The sequence below is a fragment of the Nonomuraea sp. IBHARD001 genome (assembly GCF_056106265.1).
This window is the reverse complement of sequence record NZ_JBWBBW010000002.1, coordinates 4,961,187-4,985,315: the sequence shown is the minus strand read 5'-3', so window position 1 is coordinate 4,985,315 and position 24,129 is coordinate 4,961,187. Positions and strand designations below refer to the sequence as shown.

The following is a 24,129-nucleotide window of genomic DNA, read 5'->3' as shown; positions in this document are numbered from 1 at the left end:
GAGCGGAATGAGTCGCAGGAGGCTGCTCGGCATGGGCGCGGCGGGCGCCGCCGGGGTGGCGGTCGTCGGGGCGGGCGCCATCGCGATCACCTCGGCCGGCGACCGGGCCCAGGAGCGGACGGGGGCGCATGCCGCCTCGACCTCCGACGCCGTGCCCTTCTACGGCGCGCATCAGTCCGGAATCGTCACACCCGCCCAGGACCGGCTGCACTTCGTGGCCTTCGACGTCGTCACCTCCAAGCGTGCGGAACTGGCCGAACTGCTGCAGGAGTGGACGGCCGCCGCCGCGCGGATGACGCAGGGCAGGGAGGCGGGCACGTTCGGCGCGGTCGGCGGGGTGCCCGAGGCTCCGCCCGACGACACCGGCGAGGCGCTCGGCCTGCCCGCCTCCGGGCTGACGCTGACGATCGGGTTCGGGGCGTCGCTGTTCGACGACAGGTTCGGGCTCGCGGCCAGGAAACCCGAGCGGCTGGCCGACCTGCCGAGGTTCCCCGGTGACGCGCTCAGGCCGGAGATCTCGGGCGGAGACATCTGTGTCCAGGCCTGCGCGCACGATCCGCAGGTCGCCGTGCATGCCGTACGCAATCTGGCCAGGATCGGGTTCGGCCGGGTGTCGGTGCGCTACTCCCAGCTCGGCTTCGGCCGTACCTCCTCCACCTCGCGGGCCCAGGCGACGCCGCGCAACCTCATGGGCTTCAAGGACGGCACCGCCAACCTGAAGCTGGAGGACACCGCGATGCTGAAGGAGCACCTGTGGGTGGCGCCGGGCGACGGGGCCGCCTGGCTGACCGGCGGGAGCTACCTGGTCACCCGCAAGATCATGATGCATGTCGAGACGTGGGACCGCACCTCGCTCGCCGAGCAGGAGGCGATCTTCGGCAGGAACAAGGGGGAGGGCGCGGCGCTCGGCAGCAGGCGTGAGTTCGACGAGCCCGACTTCGCGCGGAAGGGGCCCGACGGACTGCCGCTGATCGCCGATGTCGCTCATGTCCGGCTTGCCCATCCGAGCAGCCACAACGGCGCCCGGCTGCTGCGGCGCGGCTACAACTTCGTCGACGGCTCCGACGGGCTCGGGCGGCTGGACGCCGGGCTGTTCTTCATCTCCTACCAGCGCGACCCGCATCGGCAGTTCGTGCCCGTGCAGATGGCGCTGGCCAGGCAGGACGTGCTCAACGAGTACATCAAGCACGTCTCCAGCGGGCTGTACGCGGTGCCGCCCGGTGTGCAGGACGCGGGGGACTACTGGGGGAGGGGGCTGCTGGAGGGGTAGGACCCGGCTCCGCGTGACAGCAGCCAGCCGGACGTCACACATCCGGCCAGCAGCACCAGGCCCGACGCCACCCCGCTGACGATCGGCACCCAGTCCGGCGTACCCGTCCAGGCCAGCAGGAACCCGGCCAGGCCGAGCAGGGTGAGCAGCGCGCCCGGCACGGCGATGGCCTTGTCCTTCCAGACGGGGGCCAGGGCCAGGAAGTGCACACCCACGACGATCGCCACCCAGGCCACATTGGCCCGCTCGTCCACACCGAGCGCGCCGAGCACCCGCAGCCCTCCGAACAACGCCACCACCTCGACGCCGACCACGACCAGGTACCCGCGCCCGAACATCCCCGCGGGCCGCCCACCGCGCACCGCAGGGCTCCCCGTGCCGCTTCCCGCCTGCCGCCCGGCGTCGCCTCCCGTGACCTCCGCCGCCACGGCCACCCTGCCCGGTACGGCAGGCATCTCGGTAGCCGATCCCTCGCCCCTCAGGCGCTTCGCCGTACCGAACCACAGGGCGAGCACCGCCGCCGCGCCCAGCCCCGCGAGCACCCGCGACACCATCGTCACCACGTCGTCCAGCGGGCTGCCCGCGTTGACGAACACGAAGACCGCGCCGAACACGGCGCCCACCAGTAATCCGGTCATCCGTTGCATGTCCGCCATCCAAGCCCCCCGGCCACGCCCGGCGCACGGGTGCTGGCCATAGGCCCGGGTATGGCCACCCCTACCCGGCCCGCTCCTACCTGGCCCGCCCCTACCTGGCCGCGCCCCGCTGGAAGGCCAGCACCGCGAGGACGCGTCGGTTGACCTCGTCTCCGGCGGGCAGGTCGAGCTTGGTGAACACCCCGGCCACGTGTTTGCCGACCGCGGCCTCGCTGATCGACAGGGCCTTGGCCACGGCCGCGTTGGAGCGGCCTTCGGCGATGAGGGCGAGCACCTCGCGCTCGCGCGGGCTCAGGGGGACGGCGGGCGGTGCGCCGAGGTCGCGTGCCGATGCCCAGGTGCGCTCGAACAGGTCGATGAGGAGGGTGATCAGGCTCTGCTGCCTGATGAGCAGCGCACCCGGCGAGCGGTCGACCGGTGTGATCCGGACGAAGGCGGCGTCCCGGTCGAAGATCAGCATCTGCTGGATCGGCTCGTCGATCACGCGGTGCAGATCGCCCGCGGCATGCAGCTGGCCGAGGCGGGCGGCGCGGCGTTCGTCGTCCAGGACACCCGCGTGCACGATCGTGCGCATGCTCATACCGCGCGCCAGGGCGTCAAGGACGTCCCTGCGGCTGCGCTGCTCCTCGCGCCCCTGCTGCGCCGTGCCCACGGGGTGCATGGCACGCAGTTCGCGCGCGGTGCCGGCCAGGCGGGCGATCTCCTGCCGGACCTGCTCGCCGCCCTCCAGGCGCGTGACGTCGACGGGCAGGCCCCGCAGCTCGCCGACCACCTCTTCCAGGCGACTGGCCAGAGCGTCGAGGGAGTGCACCCACGCAGCCTACCGGGGGCGGGTCCGGCGTGGTCAGAGCGCGGCGACGGCCTCGGCGATCGGGGTGTCGCCGCCCATCAGCTCCAGCGTCCTGCCGTACGCCACCGGCAGCAGCGCCACCAGCACGGCGGCCACGTCGTCGCGAGGCACGCCGCCGACCGGCACCGGCGGCTCCTTCAGCAGCACGCGCCCGGTGCCGGGGTCGTCGCTCAGATAGCCGGGGCGCACGATCGTCCAGTCCAGGTCGCGCCCGCGCAGGTCCTGCTCGGCGGCCGTCTTGGCGGCCATGTACGCCACCCAGCCGGGCTCGCTGCCCTCGGCGACCGGCGACCCGGCCCCGACGGAGGAGATCTGCAGGAAGCGTCGTACCCCGGCCGGCTCGGCCGATGCCGCGGCCAGGATCGCGCCGTCCCTGTCGACGGCGTAGGTGCGTTCGACGGGGCTGCCGCCTCCGGCTCCGGCCGCGAAGACGACCGCGTCGGCGCCCTTGAGCACGGCGGCGACGTCCTCGGCCGAGGAGTGCTCCAGGTCGAGGTGTACGCCGTCGAGCCCGTCGCCCGCGAGCTCGCCGACCTGGCCTTCGGCTCGGACGACTCCCACGCCGGTGTGCCCGGCCGCCGGCAGCAGGTGCAGCAGGCGTCGTCCGATCTTGCCGTGTCCTCCGATGACAAAAACGCGCATAGTGCCCACTATGTCACACAGGGTGGTCAGGCTTGGCGTACCAGGTGTTCGGAGGGGCCGTAGTCGATCTTCCAGTCGGCGTAGACGCCCAGCGTGCCGTCGCTCAGGCAGCGCAGGCCGACGCTGACCCAGCGCACCTCGCCGTCGGCCAGAAGCGAGAACCCGACGCCGACCGCGAACTCGCCGCCTCCGCACGGGCACTCGCACGCGCCCGGCTCCTCCTCGCCCCAGTAGTCACCGCTGTCGGCGACGAAGCAGACCTCGCCGCACCCCGCGCACACCCGCTGGGCGCAGCCGCCGTGCTCCTCGACGAACACGCGGAAGCGCCGCTCCCCGCACGCCCCGCATACCGACTCCACGACCGTCGACACCGGATGGCCCTCGGCCTTGAACTCCCTGATGTAGGCGGCGAGGTCGTCGAAGCTGTCGCCGCGCCACCACTGCCCCGACTTCTCGATCATCAGTAGTAGTCGCCCATGGCGGCACGGTCGGACTCGCTGCGCAGGACGCAGAACTCGTTGCCCTCGGGGTCGGCGAGCACGGCCCAGCCGGAGCCGTCGCGGCGGCGGCGGTCGGTGACGAGGGTGGCGCCGAGCCCGAGCAGCCTTTCGACCTCGGGCTCACGCGAGGTCTCCGGGCGCAGGCACAGGTGCAGCCGGTTCTTGCCCTCCTTGGGTTCGAGCACCTGGTTGAAGTGCAGCACCGGCCCTTCGGGCAGGAGCACCTGCGCCTCGTCGCCGCCGGGCACGTCGTCGGGGTTCAGCTCGCCGCCGGTGACCTCGCTCCAGAAGAGGGCCAGCTCATAGGGGTCGGCGCAGTCGATCGCCACGTTCTGTACTACCGAGACCATGGAGGAGATCTTGCCGGAGATCCGGTTCACCTGCCCGGCGAACGGCCATCGAAGGCAGGAATGGTGCGTTGTTTGACCTTTGCGGGTATTGCGGCGCTTCGCACGACCCACGAAGATCGTTAAACGTTTCCAGTGGAGTATCGGCTGGGACGAAATGGCCAAGGTCTGCAGGGAGGGAAGTGTGGTGGCAGCGGGAGACATCGAGAAGATCAGGAGCCTGGAGACCACGGCCAGATCGGCCGACGGGCTCATCGGCGTGACGGTCAGGTTCGGCGGCATGCTCGGCGGGGTCGACCTGGATCCGCAGGTGTACGACAGGCTGACGGCCGAGGAGCTGTCGAAGGAGATCCAGCGGCTGATCGCCGAGGGCAACGCCACCCTGGCCCACAGAGCCAGAGGGCTGCTCGGCCCGCACCGGCCGCAGGACTGCCCCTACGACGAGGTGTTCGGCGAGCACGTCTGCCTGGACGCGGTGGTCGGCGGCCTGGACACCGGCCAGGACCGCTGACCCGCCCGCGAGCCGCAGACGTGGCCGGGCGCACACCCGGCCACGTCCGTCAGCGGGTGGCTACGACCACGGGCAGGGGTTGTTGCACGCGGTGTAGTCCACGGTGCAGTCGGAGCGGAAGAAGATCCGCTTGTAGAAGCTGCCGCCACAGTGGTCGCACCAGTTCCTCGGGGTGCAGGCGGCGCTGGCAGTGGTCTGAGGCAGGACGCCGGCGAGCATACGCTCCGCGAGCTTGAGCATTGCTGTTCTCCTTTTCCTCACCGCCCGGCGAGGCGCCGGTGCGGAGTCATGGGCAGGCGCCGTACGACGACGCCGAGCAGGTGCCGCGCCGAGACGTAGCCGAACCTGCGGGAATCGAGGCTGAGCACCTGGTTGTCGCCGAGCACGACCAACTGGCCGGCGGGGACGACAGGGGAGGGATGCACGGCGAGCGCGGGCACGTCGGCGCGGGGCACGGGATCGCCGGGCACCGCGCGCACCCGTTTGACCATCCGGTCGGTGCCGAGTTCGGGCACGGCGGCCAGCACCACGAGCCGGCCCCGGTGCTCCTCGCGCAGACGCGTCCTGCGGATCAGCACCCGGTCGCCGTCGTGCAGCGTGGGCTCCATGCTGCGCCCCCGCACGGTCACGGTCGCGAACCTGGCCCTCAGCACGAGCAGGAGCACGAGCACCGCCAGGGCCAGGCCGCCGCCCGTCGCCGCGATCATCGGGCGCCCGCGGGCAGGTAGCCGCTGGCCTGGACGGCGAACAGTTCGGCGTAACGCCCGCCCGCCTCGACGAGTGCGGCGTGCGTGCCCCGCTCGGCGACCCTGCCCTCGTCGAGCACGGCGATCTCGTCGGCGTCGCGCACGGTGCCGAGCCGATGCGAGATCAGCAGCGTGGTACGGCCCTGTCGGTGCTCGCGCAGGATCGTGTGCACCTCGTGCTCGGCGGCCGGGTCGAGCCCGGAGCTCGGCTCGTCGAGGATCATCAGGTCGGGCCGGTCGCGCAGCAGCCCTCTGGCCAGGGCCACGCGCTGCCACTGCCCGCCGGACAGCAGCACGCCGGACTGCTCGTCCTCGTCCGCGCCGCCCCGCATGAACATCCTGGTCAGCAGCGTGTCGTAGCCGTGCGGCAGCGCCTGGACCATCGCATCGGCCCCGGCCCTGACCGCCGCGCCCTCGATGCGCCCGCGATCGGCCGACAGGTCGCCGACGCCGATGTTCTCGGCGGCGCTCAGGTCGTAGGTCTCGAAGTCCTGGAAGACCGCGCCCATCCGGGCCCGCAGTGCGGCGGGGTCCATCTCGCGCAGGTCGACGCCGTCCCACAGGATGGCGCCCCGGGTCGGGTCGTAGAACCTGCACAGCAGTTTGACCAGGGTGGACTTGCCCGCGCCGTTCAGTCCGACCAGGGCGAGGGAGCGGCCGAACGCGATGTGCAGATTGACCCCGCGCAGCACCCACGGCTGGTCCTCGCCGTAGCGGAACCACACCTCGCGCAGCTCCACGCCCTCGGCCAGCGGCGGGGCTGGCGCGCTCGCGAGCGGCAGATCGGGCGGCGCGCTCCTGACGGCACGGTAGTGCTCGAACAGCAGCAGGGCCTGGTGCGCCGCGGCGAACCCGCCGACGGCCCCGGCGAGCCCGGCCTGTGTGCCCGCGATCGCCGCGACGAACACCGACAGGTCGCCGACCGAGGCGCGCCCGGCGACCGCCTCGCCGACGATCCACACCAGTCCGGCCCCGCCGATCACGGCGGCCAGCAGCGCCTGCCCGCCGTACCCGCGTACCTGGCGCAGGCCGTTGCGGCGCTGTTCGTCGTTGATCGCCCGCAGTTCGGCGAGCATCCTGGCCCGGAAGAAGTCGCCGAGCCCGAACAGGCGGATCTCCTTGGCCGCGTGCGGCATGCTCAGCAGCGCGGCGAAGAACATCTCCCTGCGCTGCCCGTGCCCGCTCTTCCACAGCACCTCGGCCAGCTCCCTGCTCAGGCGCAGATGCACCCGCAGCAGCGGCAGTGCGGCCAGCGCCACCAGGACGGCCACGACCGGGCCGACCCGCACCAGCGTGAGCAGGAACCCGCCCATCGTGATCAGCGCCTGGACCAGGGCGAGCCCGCTGGTCACCACCCGGCCGGGCCCCGAGCGCCCGGCCTGCTCGGCCAGGTGCAGCCGGTCCTGGAAGGCCGGGTCCTCGAGCCTGGCCAGACCGGGCATCCGGTTGACCGAGGCATAGAGCCGGTCGCGGGCCAGCAGCCCCACCCGGCGTTCGGCCTCGGCCTCGGCGAACGTCATCAGATGCGGCACCGTCCCGGCCAGCGCCGCCAGCACCAGCAACACCACGACGTACGGCACGACCCCGGCGCCACCGGCGACGATGCCGTCGAGGACCAGCTTGGTGTACCAGGCGGCGAGCACCGGGACGACTCCCGCCACGCAGGTCAGCACGACCTGCAGCGCCACGGCCCAACGGCAGGCGGCCCAGGCCAGGGCGACGGCGGCGCCGACGGCGCGCGGGCTCACACGTACTCCGCTGCGGGCAGGTCGACCACTTCCACGCCGGAGGCGCGGACCACCCCCTGGGCGTCGAGCAGGTAGTAGGCGGGCAGGCCGCGCACGCCGAAGGCACGCCAGACCGTGCCCTCCGGCTCCTCCACGACCACCCTGGCGTGCGGGCCGACCTCCTCGGCGAGCCCGGCCACCTCCTCGGGCGTCCCGGCGAGTACGGCCAGCAGGCCGAGTCCGGTGCGCCTGGAGTAGTCGAGCAGTTCGGGCAGCCGGTCGTGGCACAGCGAGCAGGCGGGCGACATGAAGGCCACCAGCCGGAAGTCGCCGCTCTCGACCTGGCCGCCGCCGAGCGCCGGTGCGACGAAGTGATCGGGCCTGGTGCCGGGCGGCAGGACCGGCATCTTGATCTGCTGCTCGCGCACGCCCTGCGCCTGGCTGCGCAGCCTGGACAGCAGCGCCAGCAACAGCAGCAGGTTCACCAGGCCGAGCACGGTGGAGAAAATCGTCAGATAGGTCATCGCAACACGCTCCTGAGATCGTCGAACCTGATGAGCAGGGCGGCGGCGACGGCGCCGGTCAGCCAGGCGGGCACCGCGGTCTCCCAGGGGACGGCGCCTCCCTCGGTGACCCAGCCGAGCACGCCGAGCGCGGTGAGCAGGGCGTTGCGCGCCAGGTGCGCCGGACCCATCGGCGTGCTCGAAGCTCCGAAGCACAGGCACGGCGCCCGTACGCCCCTGGCCATGGTCACGGCGACGGCCGCGGTGAGGACGGCGCTCAGCCCGGTGGCCCCGGCCAGGCCGTACGCGGCGGTCGCGGGCGGCAGCAGCAGGAGGACGACGGCGGCCTCGGCGGCGAGCACGGCGGCGGCGATCGCGGTGCTCGCGCGCGCCGGCGCCAGGCGCGCCCGGACGAGCGAGTGCGCGAAAGCGGGCAGGTCGCGGGCCTTGCCGACCACGGCGGCGAGGAACACCACCACCAGGACGGCCCGGCAGACGGCCGAGATGAACTCCATGCCGGGGACCCTAGGCAAAGGGCCACTCGAAACTACTGGAAAGAAAATTAACTGTTTGGCAGGATGATCTCATCGGGGCAAATGCCGCACCCATGGGGCATGGCAGGCGGCGAAACCGGCAGAATTCGCGGCAGGAACGTGTATGCACTCCGGGGGCGAGGCGCTCAGGCGCCGTCGATTGGCAGTGGGCTGGAGCCAGCACGAGCTGGCCTCACGTGCAGGCGTCGCCGTGCGCACCCTGCGCGACATCGAACGCGGACGCGTACGCCATCCGCATCGCGCGTCGCTGATGCGCCTCGTCGCGGCGTTGCCGCTGTGGGAGGCGGACAGGGCGGAGCTGATCGCCGCCTTCGAGACGGCCGAACCGATCTGGATCGGCCTGCTCGGCCCCCTGATCGTACGGCGGGGCCAGGTCGAGGTGGACGTGGGGGCCGCCATGCCCAGGGCGCTGCTCGGCCTGCTGGCCCTGCGCGCGGGCACACCCGTCACGCACGAGGAGATCGTCGACGTGCTCTGGGAGGACCGGCCGCCGCGCACCAGCGACAACCTCATCCAGGTCTACGCCGCCAGGCTGCGGGCCGCGATCGGCGCCCAGACCGTGCGCCGCACCCAGGGCGGTTACCTGCTCGCGCTGGACGGCGACGCGATCGACCTGGCCACGTTCGACCGGCTCAGGGCGGTGGGCGAGCGGCAGGCGGCGCTCGAATGCTGGCGCGGGCCGGTCCTGGCCGGATCGCCCGGACGATTACGCGACCACCCGGTGGCGGTGGCGACCGCACGCCGCCGCATCGAGACCGCGCTCGCCTTCGCCGCCACCTGCGAGGACGGCGGCCGGGTGGCGGCGGCCCTGTGGCCGGTCACCCAGGACGAACCCCTGCACGAAGGCCTGGCCGCCCGCCTCATGACCGCACTGGCCGCACACGGCGACCAGGCCAGCGCACTGCGCCTGCACGCCACCATGCGGACCAGGCTGGGCGCCGAACTCGGCGTCGAGCCCGGCCCCGAACTCCGGGAGGCGCGCGAGCGCATCGTCACCAGGCCGATCGAGGCGCCGCAGCGCGACAGCGGCAGGGCGACCGCCGTACCCGCACAGCTGCCCGCAGCCCTGGCCGGATTCACCGGCAGGACGGCCTCGCTCAGGCGGCTGGACAGGATGCTCGCCGAGCGCCGGGAAGGTCCGGCCATCGCGGTGCTCACCGGCACCGCCGGGGTCGGCAAGACGGCACTGGCCGTGCACTGGGCCCAGCGTTCGCGCTCGCGCTTCCCCGACGGGCAGCTGTATGTGAACCTGCGGGGCTACGCCGCGGCCAGGCCGCTGCGGCCGATCGACGCGCTGGCCCGCTTCCTGCACGCGCTCGGTGTGCCGCCCGAACAGGTGCCGACCGACCAGGAGGAGGCGGCGGCGCTCTACCGGACGATGCTGGCGGGCAAGAAGGTCCTCGTCCTGCTGGACAATGCCGTCGATCCCGGACAGCTTCGGCCGCTGCTGCCCGGCTGTGCGGGCTCGGCCGCCCTCATCACCAGCAGGGACGCGCTCGCCGGGCTGGTCGCACTCGACGGTGCGCAGGTGCTGCCGCTGAAAGCGCTCAGTGCGATCGAGTCGCGTCATCTGCTGACCGGACTGCTCGGCCAGGCCACGGTCAAGGCCGAGCCCGACGCCGTGCTCGACCTGGCCGCGCTCTGCGCCCATCTGCCGCTGGCCCTGCGCATCGCGGCGGCCAACCTGCTCAGCGGCTCGTGCACGGTCGGCGACTACGCCGCACGGCTGCGCGCGGGCAACCGGCTGGACGTGCTGCAAGTGCCCGGTGATGCCGAATCGGCCGTCAGGACCGCCTTCCAGCTGTCCTACGCCGCACTGCCCGCGCCCGCCCAGCGCCTGTTCCGGCTGCTCGGCCTGATCCCCGGGCCGGACGTCGGCCTGCCCGCCATGGCCGCGCTGCTGGACACCGACCCGGCCGAGGCCGCCGCGCTGGCCGGGGTCCTGCGCTCGGCCAATCTGCTCGACGAGCCGTCGCCAGGGCGCTTCTGCCAGCACGACCTGCTGCGGCTGTGCGCGGCGGAGTACGCCAGGGGAGAGGGCGAGGCGCTGACCCGGGTGCACCTGCACTACCTGGACCGGGCCGACGCGGCGGCACGCACGTTGTACCCGCAGTTCCTCCGCCTCGACCCGCCGCCTTCCGGCGAGCGCTTCCCCGGGCACGGCGCCGCGTCCGGCTGGCTCGACGCCGAGCTGCCCAACCTGATGGCCGCCGTCCTGCACACCGCCGAGCACGGGCCGGGCGAGCTGGCCTGGCAGCTGGCCGACACGCTGCGCGGCTACTTCTTCATGCGTCACTGCGTGGCCGAGTGGAGCACGATCGCCGAGGCCGCGCTGGCCGCCGCCAGGGCGCACGGCGAGAGCAGGGCGCAGGCCGCACTGCTGCTCAGCCTGGCCGGGCTGCACGGCTTCCAGGGCAGGCAGCACCAGGCGATCGGCCACTACCGCCTGGCCATGCGGCTGGCCGAACGCTCGCAGTGGCACGACGGCCTGGTCGTCGCCATGGGCAACGCCGCCGTCACCTTCGCCGACCTGGGCAAGCTCACCGAGGCGGTCGAGCACCTGCAGGGCGCGCTCAGGCTCAACGGCGAACTCGGCCGCAGCGCCGCGCTGACCGTCAATCTCGGCAACCTGGGCAACCTGTACCTGGAGATGGGCCGCCTGCACGAGGCGGGCGAAAGCGTCGCCAGGGCGCTGGAGATCTGCAGGACGCTGGAGCACCGGGGCAGCGAGGCCAACAACCTGGCCGTGCTCGGCGAGGTCCAGCACGGCCTCGGCCGTCTGGGCCAGGCACGCGAGACCCTCCAGGCGGCGCTCGCCCTGCACCGCGAGGTCGGCAACCGGGGCAACGAGGCCGACACGCTGCGCAACCTGGCGGCCGTGGAGCGCGACGCCGGGAATCTCGGCCGTGCGCTCGAACTGGCACGCGCCGCACTCGACGTCTCCCAGCACACCGGCCATCGCCGCCTGGTCGCCGACACGCTGACCACGCTCGGACTGATCCACCTGCGTCTGGGCCAGATCGAGGCCGCGCTCGAACACCTCACCCGCTCCCTCGACCTGGCCAGGCAGGCGGGCAACCGCTACCCGGAGACCAAGGCGCTGCTCGGCCTGGGCGCGGTCGCGATCGCACGCGGCGAACGCGACGTGGCCCTGCGCCATGCCGATCTCGCCCTGGCGACCGCGCGCTCGGCCGGGTACCGGCTGCACGAAGGGCTGGCGCTGGAGCTGCGGGCGCGGTGCGGGGGCCCGGCGGGCGACGACCTGGCCGCACGCGCGGTGTTCGCCGCGCTCGGCCTCGACCGGGGGGCGACCCGCAATCCGTTCGTCTGAAGTTCTCCGAGCGCGTTGTCGATTTCGGCGCGGCTGCTTCGCCGTACTGGTGTGAAGTCGAACGGAGGAGCCGGTATGCGGAGTGTGACGGTGACCGCTTTCGTCTCGCTGGACGGGGTCGTGCAGGCGCCGGGTGGCAGGGACGAGGATCGGGGCGGCGGGTTCGAGCACGGGGGATGGGCTGTGCCGTACTTCGACGGGCGGCTGCTGGAGGCGATGGGCGCCTATGTCGCCAGGGCGGGTGCGCTGCTGCTCGGGCGCAGGACCTACGACACCTTCGCCGCCACCTGGCCGCTGGCCGGGCCGGGCGACCCGATCGGGGACAGGATGAACGGCCTGCCCAAGTACGTCGCCTCGCGCACGCTCACCGAGGTGTCGTGGGCCGGATCCACCCTGCTCGAAGGCGATGCGGCCGATGCGGTCGCCGCGCTGAAGCGGGAGGAGGGCGGCGAGATCCAGGTCCACGGCAGCGGCGGCCTGCTCGCCACCCTGCTGCGCCACGACCTGGTCGACGAGTTCCACCTGCTCGTGTTCCCGGTGCTGCTCGGCTCGGGCAAACGTCTGTTCGCCGAGGGCACGGCGCCGGCCGGACTGCGACCGGTGGCGGCCACGACGTACGGGAGCGGGGTGCTGGGCGTGACGTACGTGCGCGATGGCAGGGTGAGATACGGGGAGATGGGCCCGGAGACCGGTAACTGGTGAGAGGGGGACGAGATCATGCCGCAGTACGCGATTCTCATCTACGAGCGGGAGAGGCCCGGCGGGGTGGCCGACATCCCGCCCGAGGTGATGGCGGCCAACATCCGGGCGGGTGAGCAGATCGAGGCGATGGGCGTGCGCGTCGTGCACGAGCAGGCGCTGGAGCCGAGCACCGCCACCAGGACCGTGCGCAAGGGCGGCCTGGTGACCGACGGTCCGTTCCTGGAGAGCAAGGAGGTCATCGCCGGGTTCTTCGTCGTGGAGGCCGGCGACATCGGGACCGCCACCGCGGTCGCCAGGCTGCTGCCCATCATGGACGGCGCGGTGGAGGTACGCCCGCTGCTGACACCGTGAGCGCGGTGCGGCAGGCGCTCGCCGAGGCGCACCGTCGCGAGTGGGCCGCCGTGCTCGCCGCGACGGTACGCCTCACGGCCGATCTCGACCTGGCCGAGGAGTGCGTCCAGGACGCCTACGCCGACGCCCTGGGCGCCTGGAGCCGCGACGGCGTGCCCGCCAGGCCGGGCGCCTGGCTGACCACGGCCGCTCGGCACAACGCCCTGGACGCCATGCGACGGGCCAGGACGCTGCGCACGAAACTGCACCTGCTGGTCGAGCCCGAACGGCAGGAGGGTCCGGCGGGCGACGACCGGTTGCGGCTGCTGTTCCTGTGCTGCCACCCGGCGCTGGCCGCACCCGCGCAGGTGGCCCTCACGCTGCGGATGGTGTGCGGCGTGTCGACCGCCGACGTCGCCAGGCTGTTCCTGCAGAGCGAGGCCACGATGGCGGCCAGGCTCACCCGGGCCAGGAAGAAGATCGTCGCAGCGGGCATCCCGTTCCGCATGCCCGCCGGGCCCGAGCTCCCCACGCGGCTCGACGCCGTGCTCACCACGATCCACCTGCTGTTCACCACCGGCCACACCGCGCCCAGCGGCGAGGAGCTGACCAGGGACGACCGCACCGGGCACGCGCTCGACCTGGCCAGGCTGCTGGCGGCCCTGATGCCCGCCGAACGCGAGGTCAAAGGCCTGCTGGCCCTCCTGCTGGCCGGACACGCCCGCAGGGCGTCCCGCACCGACGCCGACGGGCGGCTGCTGACCCTCGCCGAGCAGGACCGCTCGGCCTGGGACGCCGCCGCCGTCGCCGAGGCCGACACCCTCGTCGTCCAGGCGATCAGCGGCGGTGATCCCGGCAGGTTCGCACTGCAGGCGGCCATCGCGACCCTGCACGCCTGCGCCCCCGTGTACGAACTCACCGACTGGCCGCAGATCCTGCGGCTCTATGACGTGCTGGCCACGGTGTGGCCGTCCCCCGTGGTGGCCCTGAACCGGGCGGTCGCCCTCGCCATGGTCGACGGGGCGGCTGCCGCGCTCGCCGAGATCGAGGCGCTGGAGTCCGGCGGCGCTCTTGCCGTCTACCCCTACCTGCCCTCGGTCAAGGCCGACCTGCTGGGCCGCCTCGGGCGCACGGCCGAGGCGGCGTCGGCCTACCGGCTGGCGATCTCGCTGACGGGCAACGCCGCCGAGCGCGCCTTCCTCGCCGCACGTCTGGCCGGGGGGCGATCAGCAGGTGCCCCACTGCACCCGGCCGACGTTGACCGTTCCCGGTAGGTTCCGTCGTGCCTGCCGGGGCACGCAGGTGACGTGGGCCCCACCTGCGGTGTAGACGTGCACGTCGTTCTTGCCGGGGTCGTGCACGCCGTTGTTCCAGACCGATCGGGAGTTGGGGCACACGATCCGGCGGCTGATCGGGGTGCCGCACACGGTGCCCGTGCCCTGCGTGCCGGTGTAGAAGCACACATAGCCAGGCGGGCAGTTGCCCCAGGCGGCCGTGGTGGCCGCCTGGGCGGGGGTGGTCAGGCCGAACGCGGTGAGGGCCGCGGCGGCGACGACGAGATGACGCATGAGGTCCCGCTTTCCCCGCGCCTCCGTTCAGCGCGGAACGCCGATGCTAGGCAGCCCGCGTTGGGCGGCCGTTGGCCCTCACCGCTGAACTAGGTCGCCCCTTGTCCTACATGAGCGGGCATGCTGTACGGCATGAGCGATACCTCCGCACGGCTGCTGGCTCTGCTGTCGTTGCTGCAGAGCCCACGCGAATGGCCGGGCAGCGAACTGGCCGAACGCCTTCAGGTCAGTGCCAGGACCGTACGGCGTGACATCGAACGGCTGCGCGAGCTCGGCTATCCGGTGCGGGCCACGATGGGCGTCGTGGGCGGCTACCGGCTGGAGGCGGGCAAGGCGATGCCGCCGCTGCTGCTGGACGACGAGGAGGCCGTGGCCATCGCGGTCGGCCTGCGGACCTCGGCCGGGCATCCGGTCGAAGGCATCGAGGAGGCGTCGGTGCGGGCGCTGGCCAAGCTGGAGCAGGTGCTCCCGGCCAGACTGCGGCACCGCGTCGGGGCGCTCGCCGCCGCCACCGTGCAGGTGCTGACCGGCTCGGGGCCCAGTGTCGACCCGCAGACCCTGACGACGATCGCGGCGGCCGTCGTCAACCGGGAACGGGTGCGATTCGGCTACCGGGCGGGCGACGGCGGTCGCAGCAGACGCCTGGCGGAGCCGTACCGGCTGGTGGCGGCCGGGCGGCGGTGGTACCTGCTGGCCTTCGACGACGAGCGGGCGGACTGGCGTATCTTCCGCGTCGACCGCATCGCCGATCTCACGGCCACGGGCGCCAGGTTCGCCCCGCGTGAGCTGCCCGAGCGGGACGCGGCGGCGATGTTCACCGCGAGGATGTACGCGCTGGCGCCCACCTATGCGATCGAGGCGCGGATCGCACTGCCCGCCGAGGAGGTGGTACGGCGGCTCGGGGCGTCGCCCGAGGAGGTCGAGGCGCTCGGCGAGGACAGCTGCGTGCTGCGCGGGCATGCCGACACGCTGGAGTGGCTGGCCACCCGGCTGCTCGGCCTCGGCTGCGACTTCACCGTGCACGAGCCGCCCGAGCTCCTCGCCCACCTGCGCGACCTCGCCGCCCGCGCCTCCAGGGCCGCCGGAGGCTGAGCGCTCACCCGCGCAGGGTCAGCGTGAAGACGCAGCCGTCGCCGTCGGGCCCGGGGGAGCGCAGCGTCAGCGTGCCGCCGTGCGCCTCGGCGACCTGTCTGGCGATCGCCAGGCCGAGCCCGCTGCCTGGTGTGTCGCGCGAGCCGCGCCAGAAGCGCCTGAAGACCTGCTCGTGCAGTGCGGGCGCGATGCCGGGCCCGTGGTCGGCGACCTCGACGCGCACACCCTGCGGCACGGCCTCGACGGTGACGGCGACGACCGAGCCGCCGGGCGCGTGCTTGACGGCGTTGCCGACCAGGTTGCCCAGGGCCCGCCGTACGCCCGGCTCGTCCACGGGGCAGGCGGCGCGCGCGGGGCCGCGCAGGGTGAGGGCGAGGCCGCGCGCCTCGGCGGCCGGGCCGCACTCGCGCAGGACGGAGGCGGCGACGGCCATCAGGTCGGCGGGGTCGCGCTCCAGCGTGCGCGCCCTGGCCCTGGCGTCGTGGAGCAGGTCCTCGATGGTCGCGTGCAGCCGTTCGATCGTGCGGTGCGTGCGCAGCAGGCCCTGCCGGTAGTCCTCCGCCGTGGGGGAGGGGTGGGCCAGCAGCACGTCGGTGCCCGTCATGAGCACCGACAGCGGGGTACGCAGCTCGTGGCCGGTCTCCTCGATCAGGCGTTCCTGGGCGCGTGCCGCCGCATCGAGCCGGTCGAGCATCGCGTCGAACCCCGCCGCCAGCGCCACCACCTCGGCCGGGCCCTTCGTCATGCCGATGCGCGGCCCGAGGTCGCCCGCCTGGATGTCGTCGGCCACGCCGCGCACCTGGTCGATCGGCCGCACCGCACGTCCAGCCCACCACCACGCCAGCGCCGCCGCCGCGGGCGCGAGGGCGAGCATCGTCCAGGTCACCCAGTCCGAGCGGTGCACGGTCGTGCTGGTCCTGGCGGCCTCGCCCGCGATCCGGGTGACGATCTCGCTCTCGGTCACCGAGACCACCCCGAACAGCAGCAGCGCCGGAACGTAGATGGCCCCGAACCCCAGCACGGCCAGCCGCACCCTGAGGCTCACGACGGCGCCCGCAGCCGGTATCCGGCGCCGGTCACGGTGGTGATGAGCGGCGGATCGCCGATCTTCCTGCGCAACCGGCTGAGGATCACCCGCACCGAGGTGGTGAACGGGTCGGCATGGGCGTCCCAGACGTGTTCGAGCAGCTCCTCGGCCGGCAGCACGCGACCGGGATGATGCATGAAGTAACGCAGCAGCGAGAACTCGCGCGCGGTGAGCCGCAGCTCGCGCCCGGCACGCCAGGCCCGGTGCGTGGCCAGCTCCAGTGTCAGCTCGCCCGCGCGCAGCGTCGAGTCGTGCTGCTCGCCCCGCCTGCCCAGGGCCCGCAACCTGGCCACCAGCTCGGCGAAGTGGAACGGCTTGACCAGGTAGTCGTCGGCCCCGGCGTCGAGCCCCGCCACCCGGTCGCCCACCGCGTCACGCGCGGTCAGCACCAGGCACCGGCGCGGCCTGCGCGGGCCGGACCCGTCGCCCATGGCGCGCAGCAGGTCGAGCCCGTCGCCGTCGGGCAGCCCCAGGTCGAGGCAGGCCACGTCGTAGTCGGTCGTGCGCAGCAACTCGTCGGCGGCGGCCCTGGTGCGGGCGACGTCGACGGCGTAGGACTCGTTGCGCAGGCCGAGCGCGAGCACGTCGGCCAGGTCGTCGTCGTCCTCGACCAGCAGCACACGCACGTGCTCACCCCGCCCTTCGCGCGACGCGCTCGCCCGCCGGGCCGGTCACGATCATGCGATCACCGTCGAACCTGACGCCGATGCCGGGCCCGGTGCCCGTCGGATCGCTGGGCAGGTAGCCGTCGCCGCCGCGGGCCAGCAGCAACGAGGGCGGCTTCGCCGGGGCCGAGACGGCCTGGACCGAGCCGCTCGCACTGACGGCGTACCAGGTGCGGACCGCACGGCCGCCCGCGGTCAGCACGACATAGGTGCGCGCCTCGCCGCCGGTGACGACCGTGCCCTCGACGGTCAGCGCCGAGATCGGCCCGAACGCGCGCTCCAGCCCGGCCCGCTCCTTGCGGCCTTCGTACGTCAGGCCGCCCAGCAGGTCGAGCACCCGGCGTTCGTGCGCCCGCAGCTCGGCCGCCGGGGTCGTGCGGGGCGGGAACAGGGCGGTGAGCGCGGCGCCGCCCGATGCCGCGATCGTCAGCCGCCCGTCGTCGGTCACGTCCACGGCGAAGGAACCTCCTGCCCCCATTGTGTAGGACCCGGCGACGGCCGGATCCGCGACGCCGCCGGACGCGCGGGGCGGCGGGGGCGGTGGCGTGCCCGCGACCAGGGCCGGTGCCACCGCCTTCAGCAGTTCCTCGGCGCTGACCTCACCTCCGTTGGAGGCGATGGCGACCACCTGCTCGCGTTCGGGCAGCCAGGCGACGACCGCATTGTGCCCGACCTCGTCGCCGCCGCCCGCCGTGGCCAGCACCGGCGTGCCGAACGCCGATCGGCCGTAGGCCACCCAGCCCGGTGTCTCGGCCTTGCCGTCGCCGAGGTCGCGGCCGGGTGTGGCGATCGCCTTCGTGGCGGCGGCCGAGACGACGCGCCCGGTGAACAGGGCATGGGTCCAGGCGGCCAGCTCCTCGGGCGTCATGGCCAGGCCGCCGTTGCCCTCCAGCGCCCAGTGCGGCCCGGCGAAGTCACCGGTACGGCCCGGCCTGCCGTCCTCGGAGTAGCCGATCGCCCGGGGCCCCCGTACGGCGGGCTCGCCGTTCCAGAAGGCGCCCGCCGTGCCGCGCAGCGTCGTGCCGGTCGTGTAGGCGCGGTAGCCGCTGCCGGACAGCCGTTCGACGACGAGGGCGAGCAGGGTGTACCCGGCGTTGGAGTAGGCGTAGCCCCGGCCGGGCCGGAACGCCAGCGGCAGCCCGCCGATCGCCTTGAGCGCGGCGTCCTCGCCGAGCGGGCGGTAGTCGTGGCCGTGGGAGCCGTCGAGCCCGCTGGTGTGCAGCAGCAGGTCGCGTACCCGGGCCTTGGAGACCGGGCCGCGCAGGCCGGGCAGCAGCCTGCCGACCTGGTCGTCGATCGACAGTCTGCCCGCGTCGGCCAGGCCGAAGATCGACGCGGCGGTGACCGCCTTGGTGATGGACCCGATCGCGAACACGGTCCGCGGCGTGTTCGGCCTTCCGCTCGCCCGGTCGGCCGCGCCGAACGCGGCCAGGCACTCCGTCCTGCCGTGCTTGGAGATCGCGATCGAGCCGCTGAATCCGACGGCGGCCCAGGCGGCGAAGCCGGCCTGCGTCGCGGGGGCGCATGCCGGGGGAGGGGAGGCACTCAGGGGGGTGGGGGGTGGGGTGGTGCATGCCGTGAGGGTCAGGGCGGCGAGGGTTGTGGCGGCCGTCGCCAGGTGGGGTCTGATCATGCACGGGAGCGTACGAATCAGCCCGCGAACGTGATGTGAACGGCGGCGGCCACGTGTCGCCCGCTGCGACGGGGGCTGGCGGCGTCGTCCTGCTCGCGCCCTTGAAAAGCCCCTCCACGCCCGACGAAAGCCCCTCCCGCGCCCGGCAGAAGACGTGATTTCCCCTCACTTCCCCGGCAATCTCGCCGACAAAAGCCGCACTTCGCCCGGCTCTTGGGTGAACCCCGGACGGCGGCACGACAGGAGAAGTACCGTCTGCGTCGTGACTACCCCACAGACCCGGCCGACCGGGACGAACGCCGTCAGAAAGCTACGCAAGATCGGCGGCGATGTGGTGGTCCTGACCGGGTTCGCCCTGTGCGTGCTGCTGGTCGTCGTGGTCTACGCGGGGGCCTTCGACGACCTGGTCGCACGGCACGGGCCGGCCGGTGCGGTGGGCGTCGTGCTCGGCGGGCCGCTGGTCGCCTCCGGCGGGCTGCTCGCCGCCGTCGCGGTACGCAAGGGGGCGGCGCATCGGCTCGTGCCGCGTGCGCTCTATGTGCTCGGCGGGCTGCTGGCCGCGCTGTCGCTGGCCTACACGCACTCGCTCACGCCGTAGGTGTGCGGCGCGAGGGCCGCACACCCGCCGTCACGGCGTCGTCAGTTCGGGCACTCGGGGCCCCACCTGACCCGGTAGACGTCGGCGCCCGGCGCGGCGAAGGTGCCCCTGCCCTCGTTCCAGCCGAAGTGCAGGCAACGCAGCAGCCTGCCGGTCCGGTCGTAGACGTAGACGTGGTCCTTGCCGTACTGCTCGTTGCCGTTGTTGTAGAAGGCCCTGGCGTTGTGGAAGCAGTTCAGGGTCACACTGGCATCGGTCTGGCAGATCTTGTTGTTGGCGGTGACGTCCGAGTAGAAGCAGACGTAACCGGCATTGCACGCCCACGCGGCGGCGGCCCCGGCCTGCGCTGGGGCGGCCAGAGCCGCGACCGCCATGACGGCGGCGGCGACGGACACGGCGAAACGACGCATGATCCTCCTCGGGGATCTCGATCGGTCGCCGCCGACGTTAGGCCGCCGCTGTTGGCCCGGCGTTGGCCCGCCGCTCGCGCGTGCTCACTGCCCGATGACGTAGCGGACCGTCGGCCCGGTCGTCCAGCCGCCGTCGACGGCGAGCTCGGCGCCGGTGACGTAGGAGGCCTCGTCCGACAGCAGGAAGCACACCGCCCCGACCAGCTCCTGCGGCAGTCCGACCCGGCCCATCGGCGTGTTGGGGTAGTTGCCCGCGCCCGGCTGGATCCCGGTGTCGGCGGTCATCGGCGTGTACGTCATTCCGGGATGCACCGAGTTGACGCGGATGTCGTCGGTGCCGAGCTCGACCGCGCCGATCTTCGTCAGGCCGCGCACCCCCCACTTGGAGGCGCCGTACCCCGCCGTCAGCGCCAGGCCGAACAGACCGGCGGCCGACGAGATGTTGACGATCGAGCCGCCTCCGGCCTTGCGCATCGGGCCGATCGCGGCCTGCATGCCGATGAAGACGCCGGTCAGGTTGATCTTGAGGACCAGCTCGAAGTGTTCGAGCGGCTCGTGCTCGATGAACTGACCGGTGGCGATGCCCGCATTGTTCACCAGGCCGGTCAGCGGGCCGTACGTCGCCTCGGCCAGGGCCACCGCGCTCGCCCACTGCTCGGGCGAGGTCACGTCGAGGTGGGTGTAGGTGCAGGCGTCGCCGAGCCCGGCGGCGGTGGCCTCGCCCTCCTGGTCGAGGACGTCGCCGATGACGACGCTGCCGCCCCTGCTCACGATGCCTTCGGCGAAGGCCGCGCCGAGGCCCCTGGCGCCGCCGCTGACCACGACGACCTTGCCTTCGAGTGTCAGGCCCGCGTTTGCGGCCATCGTGATGCTCCCTTGCCCGAGACGGTGATTCATCGTTCGTTTCCCGGGCCGTCCTCCCGTGCACTCTGCGGCGGGTCAAGAAATTGTCGGGTTGTGCGTATTCCTCCACAGAAGCCGGGCCCGCCGCTCCGTAACGTTCGTGCTGCCCGATCCACCCGGCAAGACCTCAAGGGAGTCGCAATGCGCAGGACCATAGCGGTAGCCGTACTCGCCGGTTCGCTCGCCTGGACCGGGATCGGCCTGGCTCCGGCCGCCCAGGCCGCCGGGACGTCGTCCGGCAACTGGGGCAAGTTCTTCTCCAGCGACAAGAAGGCCTACACCTACGGCAAGACGTTCAGCAGCGGCGGTTCGGTGCACACCAAGTGGCACGGCATCGACAAGCCCGGCGGCAAGCGCGCCTGGGTGTGGTTCGAGTACTACCAGAACGGCGGCTGGCACAAGTTCAACCGCGCCTGGGACGGCCACGCCACCAGCAGCTGGAGCGGCAAGGGCATCAAGAAGATCTACACCTTCACCTGCTGGGCCGGAAAGTTCGACAACTGCGGCCGCAAGTACCGCATCTACTAGGCCCTACCCCGGACCACGGCGACGGGCGGGAGGCACCCCGCCCGTCTGCCGAGTGCCTCACCCGCGGCGCAGGGCCGGACGGCGTCCCCAGGTGACCCAGCGCCACAGCCATTCGAGCGGGCCGAAGCGGAAGCGGCGCAGCCACAGGGTCGAGGCCCCCCACTGGGCGGCGAGCACCGCGCCCGCCAGGCCGAACACCGCGGCGTCCGGCCAGTCCTGGGGCGAGCCGTGCAGGCGGGCCGCCGTCAGCACCAGGACGCTGGCGCCCAGGTAGTTGGTCAGCCCCATCCGCCCGAGCGGCGCGAACACCGCCCTGAGCGCCACGCCGAACCGCGTCCGTAGTGCGATCAGCAGCACGCACACGTACACGCACCCGACCAGCAGCCCGGCCACCGAGCTCACCAGGCCGAGCCAGAGCGGAGGCTCGACGCGTGCCTGCCCCACGGCCTGCGCCCACAGCAGCGGCACGGCGGCCACCGCGCCCAGCCCGCCCACGACCGCGGGCCAGCGGCCGGGGGCGTCGAGCCGATCGGCCACCCCGAACCTGACCAGCGCCGAGCCCGCCAGGAACAGTGCGGGCGTCAGCGTGTACCCGCCGCCGCCCGACAGGACGAACGAGGCGACGCCCAGCGCCACGGCCAGCCAGGCCAGTGCCCACCGGGGCAGCCAGGTCGAGGGCAGCAGCACCACCAGCCCGACGATCGCGTAGACGGTCAGCACGTCGCCGCGCCACAGCAGGAACATGTGCGCCAGGCCGATCACCAGCAGCGCGCCCAGCCTGCGCAGCAGGATCAGCCGGGGCGAGCCGGTACGCGTGCCCGCCGACTCCAGCAGCAGCGAGAAGCCGATGCCGAACAGGAGGGCGAAGATCGGGAAGAACCTCTGCGCGACGAGCAGCGAGGTCCACCCGCCCACCTCGGCGAGTGTGACGGGCTCGGGGCGCAGGACGACGCCTCCCAGGTCGGCGATCGGCCTGACATTGGCCAGCAGAATTCCGCACAGCGCGAACCCCCGCACCACGTCGAGCGCGCCGATGCGCTGCCGTACGGGGGAGGGGGCCGGGCGGAGATGTTCGTCAAGGTGGGACATGGCGCTCATCCTGCGGCCGGGCGCCACCTGTGCGGCACGGGCCGAAAGCAGGGTTCCCGGCGGCTGCGACGGTACTTTCGGCCGGTTCTGCGCCGACGGGTGATCTCCCTAGCCTGTACGGCATGGCGGTAATGCGCAGGGCCGCGCTCGCGGCGCTCTTCGGTGCGGTGTCGGTGTTCTGGGCGGTCAGGGTCGGGCAGAGCTGGGGGCCGGCCTCCTGGGCGTTCGGCTGCGCGACGGGAGCCGTGGTGTGCGCGCTGACGCTGATCGGCGGCGTGCGGTGGCTGCCGGCGTTCCTGGTCGCGGGGGGCGCCGTACTGGTGTCCTGGCAGGCGGAGCTGCCCGCCGAGCCGGGGCCCGCGATGGTGCTCGGGCTCGGGGTGCTCACCGCGCGTGCGGCCGGTGGGCTGCCGTGGCGGCAGGTATGCGCGGTCGCCCTGGCCTGGCTGGTCGTGATCGTGGCCGGGCTGGCCACCTCGCCCTCCCCGGCGGGGCTGCCACCGGCGACGGCGCTGAACCTGCTCGCGCTGTTCGTCGCGCTCGGCGCCGGGCTCGTGCCCAGGCTGCTGGCGGCGCGGCGGCAGGTCGTCGCCGGGCGGATCCGCAGGGACGAACGGCTGCAACTGGCCAGGGAACTGCACGACGTCGTCGCCCACCACGTCACCGGCATCGTGCTGCAGTCGCAGGCCGCCCGGCTGCTGGCCAGGAAGCGCCCCGACGAGCTCGACGGCTCGCTGACCGGCATCGAGACCGCGGGCTCGCACGCCCTTTCGGCCATGCGCCGCCTCGTCGGCCTGCTGCGCGAGGACGGCGACGCGGCCCTCGCCACGCTCGACGCCGAACGGCTGGCCGACCTGGTCGCACGCTTCGAAGGGCCGCACGTACGGCTGAGCTCGCCCGACGAGGCGGACTGGCCGCCGGAGGTGCGCGCCACCGTGTACCGCGTCGTGCGGGAGTCGCTGACGAATGTGGCACGTCACGCCGGAGGCGCGGCGAGCGTCCACGTCACGGTCACCCGGGCGCACGACGCCCTCACCGTGGAGGTCGTCGACGACGGCGCCGCCGGGCGTGTGCGCAGGGGCGGGTACGGCCTGGCCGGGATGCGCGAGCGGCTGGAGGCACTGGGCGGGACCCTGCGCGCGGGCCCCGGGCAGGCGGGCGGCTGGGCCGTACTGGCGACCCTCCCGATCGGCGAGGTGCGGCGCTGATGGGGATCACCGTGCTGCTGGCCGATGATCAGGCGATGGTGCGGGCGAGTCTGCGCGTCATCCTGGAGGACCAGCCTGACATCGAGGTGGTCGGCGAGGCGGCCGACGGCAGGCGGGCCGTCGAGCTGGCCCGGGAGGTGCGGCCGGACGTGTGCCTGGTGGACGTCAGGATGCCCGGCCTGGACGGCGTGGAGGTGACGCGTGCGCTGGCCGGGCCGGGCGTGGCGGCGGAGGAGCGGCTGAGGGTGATCGTGGTGACGACGTTCGACCTGGACGAGTACGTCTACGGCGCACTGCGGGGCGGGGCGGCCGGGTTCGTGCTGAAGGACGCGGGGCCCGTGCTGCTGGTCGAGGCGGTGCGAGCGGCGCACGCCGGGCAGGCGTTGATCTCGCCGTCGGTCACCACACGCCTGCTGCGGCGTATCGCCGACTCCGGCCCGCCGGTCGTCCTGTCGCGACGGGAGCGCGAGGTGGTCGCGGCGATCGCACGCGGGCGGACGAACCGGGAGATCGCCGACGAGCTGTTCATCTCGCTGAGCACGGTCAAAGGCCATCTGACCGGTATCCAGGCCAAGCTCGGGGCGCGTAACCGGGTGGAGGTGGCGGCCTGGGCATTCCGCCGGAGAGGGTCAGGCGGGCTCGAATGACGAAATGCCCCCTATTTCGCGGGATTCCTGCC

General features: G+C 73.1%; 28 protein-coding genes. 11 read left to right on the top strand and 17 right to left on the bottom strand.

Annotated elements, in window-relative coordinates; all coding sequences use genetic code 11:
• The first annotated feature begins 7 nt into the window (after positions 1 to 7).
• A complete protein-coding gene (gene efeB / locus ACTWNK_RS24795) occupies positions 8 to 1,270 on the top strand; it encodes an iron uptake transporter deferrochelatase/peroxidase subunit (protein ID WP_474310973.1) in 1,263 nt (420 codons plus the stop codon).
• Here the strand turns inward: efeB and ACTWNK_RS24790 are convergent.
• The 5 genes from ACTWNK_RS24790 to ACTWNK_RS24770 form a co-directional block, all read right to left on the bottom strand.
• Positions 1,240 to 1,908, bottom strand: coding sequence for a hypothetical protein (locus tag ACTWNK_RS24790; protein ID WP_474306895.1), 669 nt, complete (start codon positions 1,906 to 1,908; stop codon positions 1,240 to 1,242). The two genes, efeB and ACTWNK_RS24790, sit on opposite strands and share 31 nt — an antisense overlap.
• Before the next feature lie 109 nt (positions 1,909 to 2,017).
• Entirely contained in the window at positions 2,018 to 2,737 is a 720-nt protein-coding gene (locus ACTWNK_RS24785; RefSeq protein WP_474306894.1) for a helix-turn-helix transcriptional regulator, read from the bottom strand.
• A gap of 33 nt (positions 2,738 to 2,770) precedes the next feature.
• Positions 2,771 to 3,418 carry an SDR family oxidoreductase gene (locus ACTWNK_RS24780; protein WP_474306893.1) on the bottom strand — a complete coding sequence of 216 codons (648 nt, stop codon included), beginning with the start codon at positions 3,416 to 3,418 and terminating at the stop codon, positions 2,771 to 2,773.
• A 26-nt stretch (positions 3,419 to 3,444) separates the two neighbouring features.
• Complete coding sequence (locus tag ACTWNK_RS24775; RefSeq protein WP_474306892.1) at positions 3,445 to 3,879, bottom strand: hypothetical protein; 435 nt, start codon at positions 3,877 to 3,879, stop codon at positions 3,445 to 3,447.
• Positions 3,879 to 4,268, bottom strand: coding sequence for a VOC family protein (locus tag ACTWNK_RS24770; RefSeq protein WP_474306891.1), 390 nt, complete (start codon positions 4,266 to 4,268; stop codon positions 3,879 to 3,881). The genes ACTWNK_RS24775 and ACTWNK_RS24770 overlap by 1 nt, the downstream gene beginning before the upstream one ends.
• Before the next feature lie 181 nt (positions 4,269 to 4,449).
• On the opposite strand from ACTWNK_RS24770, the gene ACTWNK_RS24765 reads away from it, so the two are divergent.
• Complete coding sequence (locus tag ACTWNK_RS24765; protein WP_474306889.1) at positions 4,450 to 4,776, top strand: hypothetical protein; 327 nt, start codon at positions 4,450 to 4,452, stop codon at positions 4,774 to 4,776.
• A gap of 60 nt (positions 4,777 to 4,836) precedes the next feature.
• Here ACTWNK_RS24765 and ACTWNK_RS24760 read toward each other — a convergent pair whose 3' ends face one another.
• Genes ACTWNK_RS24760 through ACTWNK_RS24740 form a run of 5 tightly spaced genes read right to left on the bottom strand, consistent with a single transcriptional unit; the run spans position 4,837 to position 8,267 of the window.
• Complete coding sequence (locus ACTWNK_RS24760) at positions 4,837 to 5,016, bottom strand: hypothetical protein (RefSeq protein ID WP_474306888.1); 180 nt, start codon at positions 5,014 to 5,016, stop codon at positions 4,837 to 4,839.
• Between the two features lie 17 nt (positions 5,017 to 5,033).
• Positions 5,034 to 5,483 carry a signal peptidase I gene (gene lepB, locus ACTWNK_RS24755; protein ID WP_474306887.1) on the bottom strand — a complete coding sequence of 150 codons (450 nt, stop codon included), beginning with the start codon at positions 5,481 to 5,483 and terminating at the stop codon, positions 5,034 to 5,036.
• Positions 5,480 to 7,270: an ABC transporter ATP-binding protein gene (locus ACTWNK_RS24750; RefSeq protein ID WP_474306886.1), complete on the bottom strand. Its 1,791-nt coding sequence runs from the start codon at positions 7,268 to 7,270 to the stop codon at positions 5,480 to 5,482. Before ACTWNK_RS24750 ends, lepB begins: the two co-directional genes overlap by 4 nt.
• Positions 7,267 to 7,773: a TlpA disulfide reductase family protein gene (locus ACTWNK_RS24745; protein ID WP_474306884.1), complete on the bottom strand. Its 507-nt coding sequence runs from the start codon at positions 7,771 to 7,773 to the stop codon at positions 7,267 to 7,269. The genes ACTWNK_RS24750 and ACTWNK_RS24745 overlap by 4 nt, the downstream gene beginning before the upstream one ends.
• Positions 7,770 to 8,267, bottom strand: coding sequence for a MauE/DoxX family redox-associated membrane protein (locus tag ACTWNK_RS24740; RefSeq protein WP_474306883.1), 498 nt, complete (start codon positions 8,265 to 8,267; stop codon positions 7,770 to 7,772). Before ACTWNK_RS24740 ends, ACTWNK_RS24745 begins: the two co-directional genes overlap by 4 nt.
• 142 nt (positions 8,268 to 8,409) lie before the next feature.
• Here ACTWNK_RS24740 and ACTWNK_RS24735 point away from each other — a divergent pair, with 142 nt between their 5' ends.
• From ACTWNK_RS24735 to ACTWNK_RS24720, 4 genes are all read left to right on the top strand, one after another.
• Complete coding sequence (locus ACTWNK_RS24735) at positions 8,410 to 11,637, top strand: tetratricopeptide repeat protein (protein ID WP_474306882.1); 3,228 nt, start codon at positions 8,410 to 8,412, stop codon at positions 11,635 to 11,637.
• 75 nt (positions 11,638 to 11,712) lie between these two features.
• Complete coding sequence (locus ACTWNK_RS24730) at positions 11,713 to 12,339, top strand: dihydrofolate reductase family protein (protein WP_474306881.1); 627 nt, start codon at positions 11,713 to 11,715, stop codon at positions 12,337 to 12,339.
• 15 nt (positions 12,340 to 12,354) lie between these two features.
• On the top strand, positions 12,355 to 12,690 hold the full coding sequence (locus ACTWNK_RS24725; protein ID WP_474306880.1) for a YciI family protein: 336 nt from the start codon (positions 12,355 to 12,357) through the stop codon (positions 12,688 to 12,690).
• Positions 12,687 to 13,943, top strand: coding sequence for an RNA polymerase sigma factor (locus tag ACTWNK_RS24720; protein ID WP_474306879.1), 1,257 nt, complete (start codon positions 12,687 to 12,689; stop codon positions 13,941 to 13,943). Before ACTWNK_RS24725 ends, ACTWNK_RS24720 begins: the two co-directional genes overlap by 4 nt.
• On the opposite strand, the gene ACTWNK_RS24715 is transcribed toward ACTWNK_RS24720, so the two are convergent.
• Entirely contained in the window at positions 13,896 to 14,237 is a 342-nt protein-coding gene (locus ACTWNK_RS24715; protein WP_474306878.1) for a peptidase inhibitor family I36 protein, read from the bottom strand. The genes ACTWNK_RS24720 and ACTWNK_RS24715 overlap by 48 nt on opposite strands.
• 132 nt (positions 14,238 to 14,369) lie before the next feature.
• Between ACTWNK_RS24715 and ACTWNK_RS24710 the strand changes: the two genes are divergently transcribed.
• Positions 14,370 to 15,329: a helix-turn-helix transcriptional regulator gene (locus tag ACTWNK_RS24710; RefSeq protein ID WP_474306877.1), complete on the top strand. Its 960-nt coding sequence runs from the start codon at positions 14,370 to 14,372 to the stop codon at positions 15,327 to 15,329.
• Between the two features lie 4 nt (positions 15,330 to 15,333).
• On the opposite strand, the gene ACTWNK_RS24705 is transcribed toward ACTWNK_RS24710, so the two are convergent.
• Genes ACTWNK_RS24705 through ACTWNK_RS24695 form a run of 3 tightly spaced genes read right to left on the bottom strand, consistent with a single transcriptional unit; the run spans position 15,334 to position 18,714 of the window.
• Positions 15,334 to 16,374: a HAMP domain-containing sensor histidine kinase gene (locus tag ACTWNK_RS24705; RefSeq protein WP_474306876.1), complete on the bottom strand. Its 1,041-nt coding sequence runs from the start codon at positions 16,372 to 16,374 to the stop codon at positions 15,334 to 15,336.
• Entirely contained in the window at positions 16,371 to 17,042 is a 672-nt protein-coding gene (locus ACTWNK_RS24700; RefSeq protein WP_474306875.1) for a response regulator transcription factor, read from the bottom strand. Before ACTWNK_RS24700 ends, ACTWNK_RS24705 begins: the two co-directional genes overlap by 4 nt.
• A gap of 4 nt (positions 17,043 to 17,046) precedes the next feature.
• The gene (locus ACTWNK_RS24695; protein ID WP_474306874.1) at positions 17,047 to 18,714 is read right to left on the bottom strand and encodes a serine hydrolase domain-containing protein; all 1,668 of its coding nucleotides are present in this window, start codon (positions 18,712 to 18,714) and stop codon (positions 17,047 to 17,049) included.
• 262 nt (positions 18,715 to 18,976) lie between these two features.
• Between ACTWNK_RS24695 and ACTWNK_RS24690 the strand changes: the two genes are divergently transcribed.
• On the top strand, positions 18,977 to 19,312 hold the full coding sequence (locus ACTWNK_RS24690; RefSeq protein ID WP_474306873.1) for a hypothetical protein: 336 nt from the start codon (positions 18,977 to 18,979) through the stop codon (positions 19,310 to 19,312).
• A 41-nt stretch (positions 19,313 to 19,353) separates the two neighbouring features.
• On the opposite strand, the gene ACTWNK_RS24685 is transcribed toward ACTWNK_RS24690, so the two are convergent.
• Both ACTWNK_RS24685 and ACTWNK_RS24680 read right to left on the bottom strand, forming a co-directional pair.
• On the bottom strand, positions 19,354 to 19,722 hold the full coding sequence (locus tag ACTWNK_RS24685; RefSeq protein WP_474306872.1) for a peptidase inhibitor family I36 protein: 369 nt from the start codon (positions 19,720 to 19,722) through the stop codon (positions 19,354 to 19,356).
• Between the two features lie 84 nt (positions 19,723 to 19,806).
• Complete coding sequence (locus tag ACTWNK_RS24680) at positions 19,807 to 20,586, bottom strand: SDR family oxidoreductase (RefSeq protein WP_474306871.1); 780 nt, start codon at positions 20,584 to 20,586, stop codon at positions 19,807 to 19,809.
• Positions 20,587 to 20,766: 180 nt separating this feature from the next.
• Here ACTWNK_RS24680 and ACTWNK_RS24675 point away from each other — a divergent pair, with 180 nt between their 5' ends.
• The gene (locus ACTWNK_RS24675) at positions 20,767 to 21,153 is read left to right on the top strand and encodes a hypothetical protein (RefSeq protein WP_474306870.1); all 387 of its coding nucleotides are present in this window, start codon (positions 20,767 to 20,769) and stop codon (positions 21,151 to 21,153) included.
• Positions 21,154 to 21,210: 57 nt separating this feature from the next.
• On the opposite strand, the gene ACTWNK_RS24670 is transcribed toward ACTWNK_RS24675, so the two are convergent.
• Positions 21,211 to 22,242, bottom strand: a complete 1,032-nt coding sequence (locus tag ACTWNK_RS24670) for a DUF418 domain-containing protein (protein WP_474306869.1) — start codon at positions 22,240 to 22,242, stop codon at positions 21,211 to 21,213.
• 122 nt (positions 22,243 to 22,364) lie between these two features.
• Between ACTWNK_RS24670 and ACTWNK_RS24665 the strand changes: the two genes are divergently transcribed.
• Together ACTWNK_RS24665 and ACTWNK_RS24660 are read left to right on the top strand one after the other, a co-directional pair.
• Entirely contained in the window at positions 22,365 to 23,450 is a 1,086-nt protein-coding gene (locus tag ACTWNK_RS24665; protein WP_474306868.1) for a sensor histidine kinase, read from the top strand.
• A complete protein-coding gene (locus tag ACTWNK_RS24660) occupies positions 23,450 to 24,097 on the top strand; it encodes a response regulator (RefSeq protein WP_474306867.1) in 648 nt (215 codons plus the stop codon). The genes ACTWNK_RS24665 and ACTWNK_RS24660 overlap by 1 nt, the downstream gene beginning before the upstream one ends.
• Positions 24,098 to 24,129 lie beyond the last annotated feature (32 nt).

Coding starts and splice junctions, on each gene's coding strand:
- ACTWNK_RS24745 (WP_474306884.1), bottom strand. CDS start 7,773: ATGACCTATCTGACGATTTTCTCCACCGTGCTCGGCCTGGTGAACCTG.
- ACTWNK_RS24725 (WP_474306880.1), top strand. CDS start 12,355: ATGCCGCAGTACGCGATTCTCATCTACGAGCGGGAGAGGCCCGGCGGG.
- ACTWNK_RS24665 (WP_474306868.1), top strand. CDS start 22,365: ATGGCGGTAATGCGCAGGGCCGCGCTCGCGGCGCTCTTCGGTGCGGTG.
- ACTWNK_RS24675 (WP_474306870.1), top strand. CDS start 20,767: ATGCGCAGGACCATAGCGGTAGCCGTACTCGCCGGTTCGCTCGCCTGG.
- efeB (WP_474310973.1), top strand. CDS start 8: ATGAGTCGCAGGAGGCTGCTCGGCATGGGCGCGGCGGGCGCCGCCGGG.
- ACTWNK_RS24730 (WP_474306881.1), top strand. CDS start 11,713: ATGCGGAGTGTGACGGTGACCGCTTTCGTCTCGCTGGACGGGGTCGTG.
- ACTWNK_RS24695 (WP_474306874.1), bottom strand. CDS start 18,714: ATGATCAGACCCCACCTGGCGACGGCCGCCACAACCCTCGCCGCCCTG.
- ACTWNK_RS24715 (WP_474306878.1), bottom strand. CDS start 14,237: ATGCGTCATCTCGTCGTCGCCGCCGCGGCCCTCACCGCGTTCGGCCTG.
- ACTWNK_RS24710 (WP_474306877.1), top strand. CDS start 14,370: ATGAGCGATACCTCCGCACGGCTGCTGGCTCTGCTGTCGTTGCTGCAG.
- ACTWNK_RS24660 (WP_474306867.1), top strand. CDS start 23,450: ATGGGGATCACCGTGCTGCTGGCCGATGATCAGGCGATGGTGCGGGCG.
- ACTWNK_RS24680 (WP_474306871.1), bottom strand. CDS start 20,586: ATGGCCGCAAACGCGGGCCTGACACTCGAAGGCAAGGTCGTCGTGGTC.
- ACTWNK_RS24770 (WP_474306891.1), bottom strand. CDS start 4,268: ATGGTCTCGGTAGTACAGAACGTGGCGATCGACTGCGCCGACCCCTAT.
- ACTWNK_RS24740 (WP_474306883.1), bottom strand. CDS start 8,267: ATGGAGTTCATCTCGGCCGTCTGCCGGGCCGTCCTGGTGGTGGTGTTC.
- ACTWNK_RS24760 (WP_474306888.1), bottom strand. CDS start 5,016: ATGCTCAAGCTCGCGGAGCGTATGCTCGCCGGCGTCCTGCCTCAGACC.
- ACTWNK_RS24790 (WP_474306895.1), bottom strand. CDS start 1,908: ATGACCGGATTACTGGTGGGCGCCGTGTTCGGCGCGGTCTTCGTGTTC.
- ACTWNK_RS24735 (WP_474306882.1), top strand. CDS start 8,410: ATGCACTCCGGGGGCGAGGCGCTCAGGCGCCGTCGATTGGCAGTGGGC.
- ACTWNK_RS24685 (WP_474306872.1), bottom strand. CDS start 19,722: ATGCGTCGTTTCGCCGTGTCCGTCGCCGCCGCCGTCATGGCGGTCGCG.
- ACTWNK_RS24780 (WP_474306893.1), bottom strand. CDS start 3,418: ATGCGCGTTTTTGTCATCGGAGGACACGGCAAGATCGGACGACGCCTG.
- ACTWNK_RS24775 (WP_474306892.1), bottom strand. CDS start 3,879: ATGATCGAGAAGTCGGGGCAGTGGTGGCGCGGCGACAGCTTCGACGAC.
- lepB (WP_474306887.1), bottom strand. CDS start 5,483: ATGATCGCGGCGACGGGCGGCGGCCTGGCCCTGGCGGTGCTCGTGCTC.
- ACTWNK_RS24670 (WP_474306869.1), bottom strand. CDS start 22,242: ATGTCCCACCTTGACGAACATCTCCGCCCGGCCCCCTCCCCCGTACGG.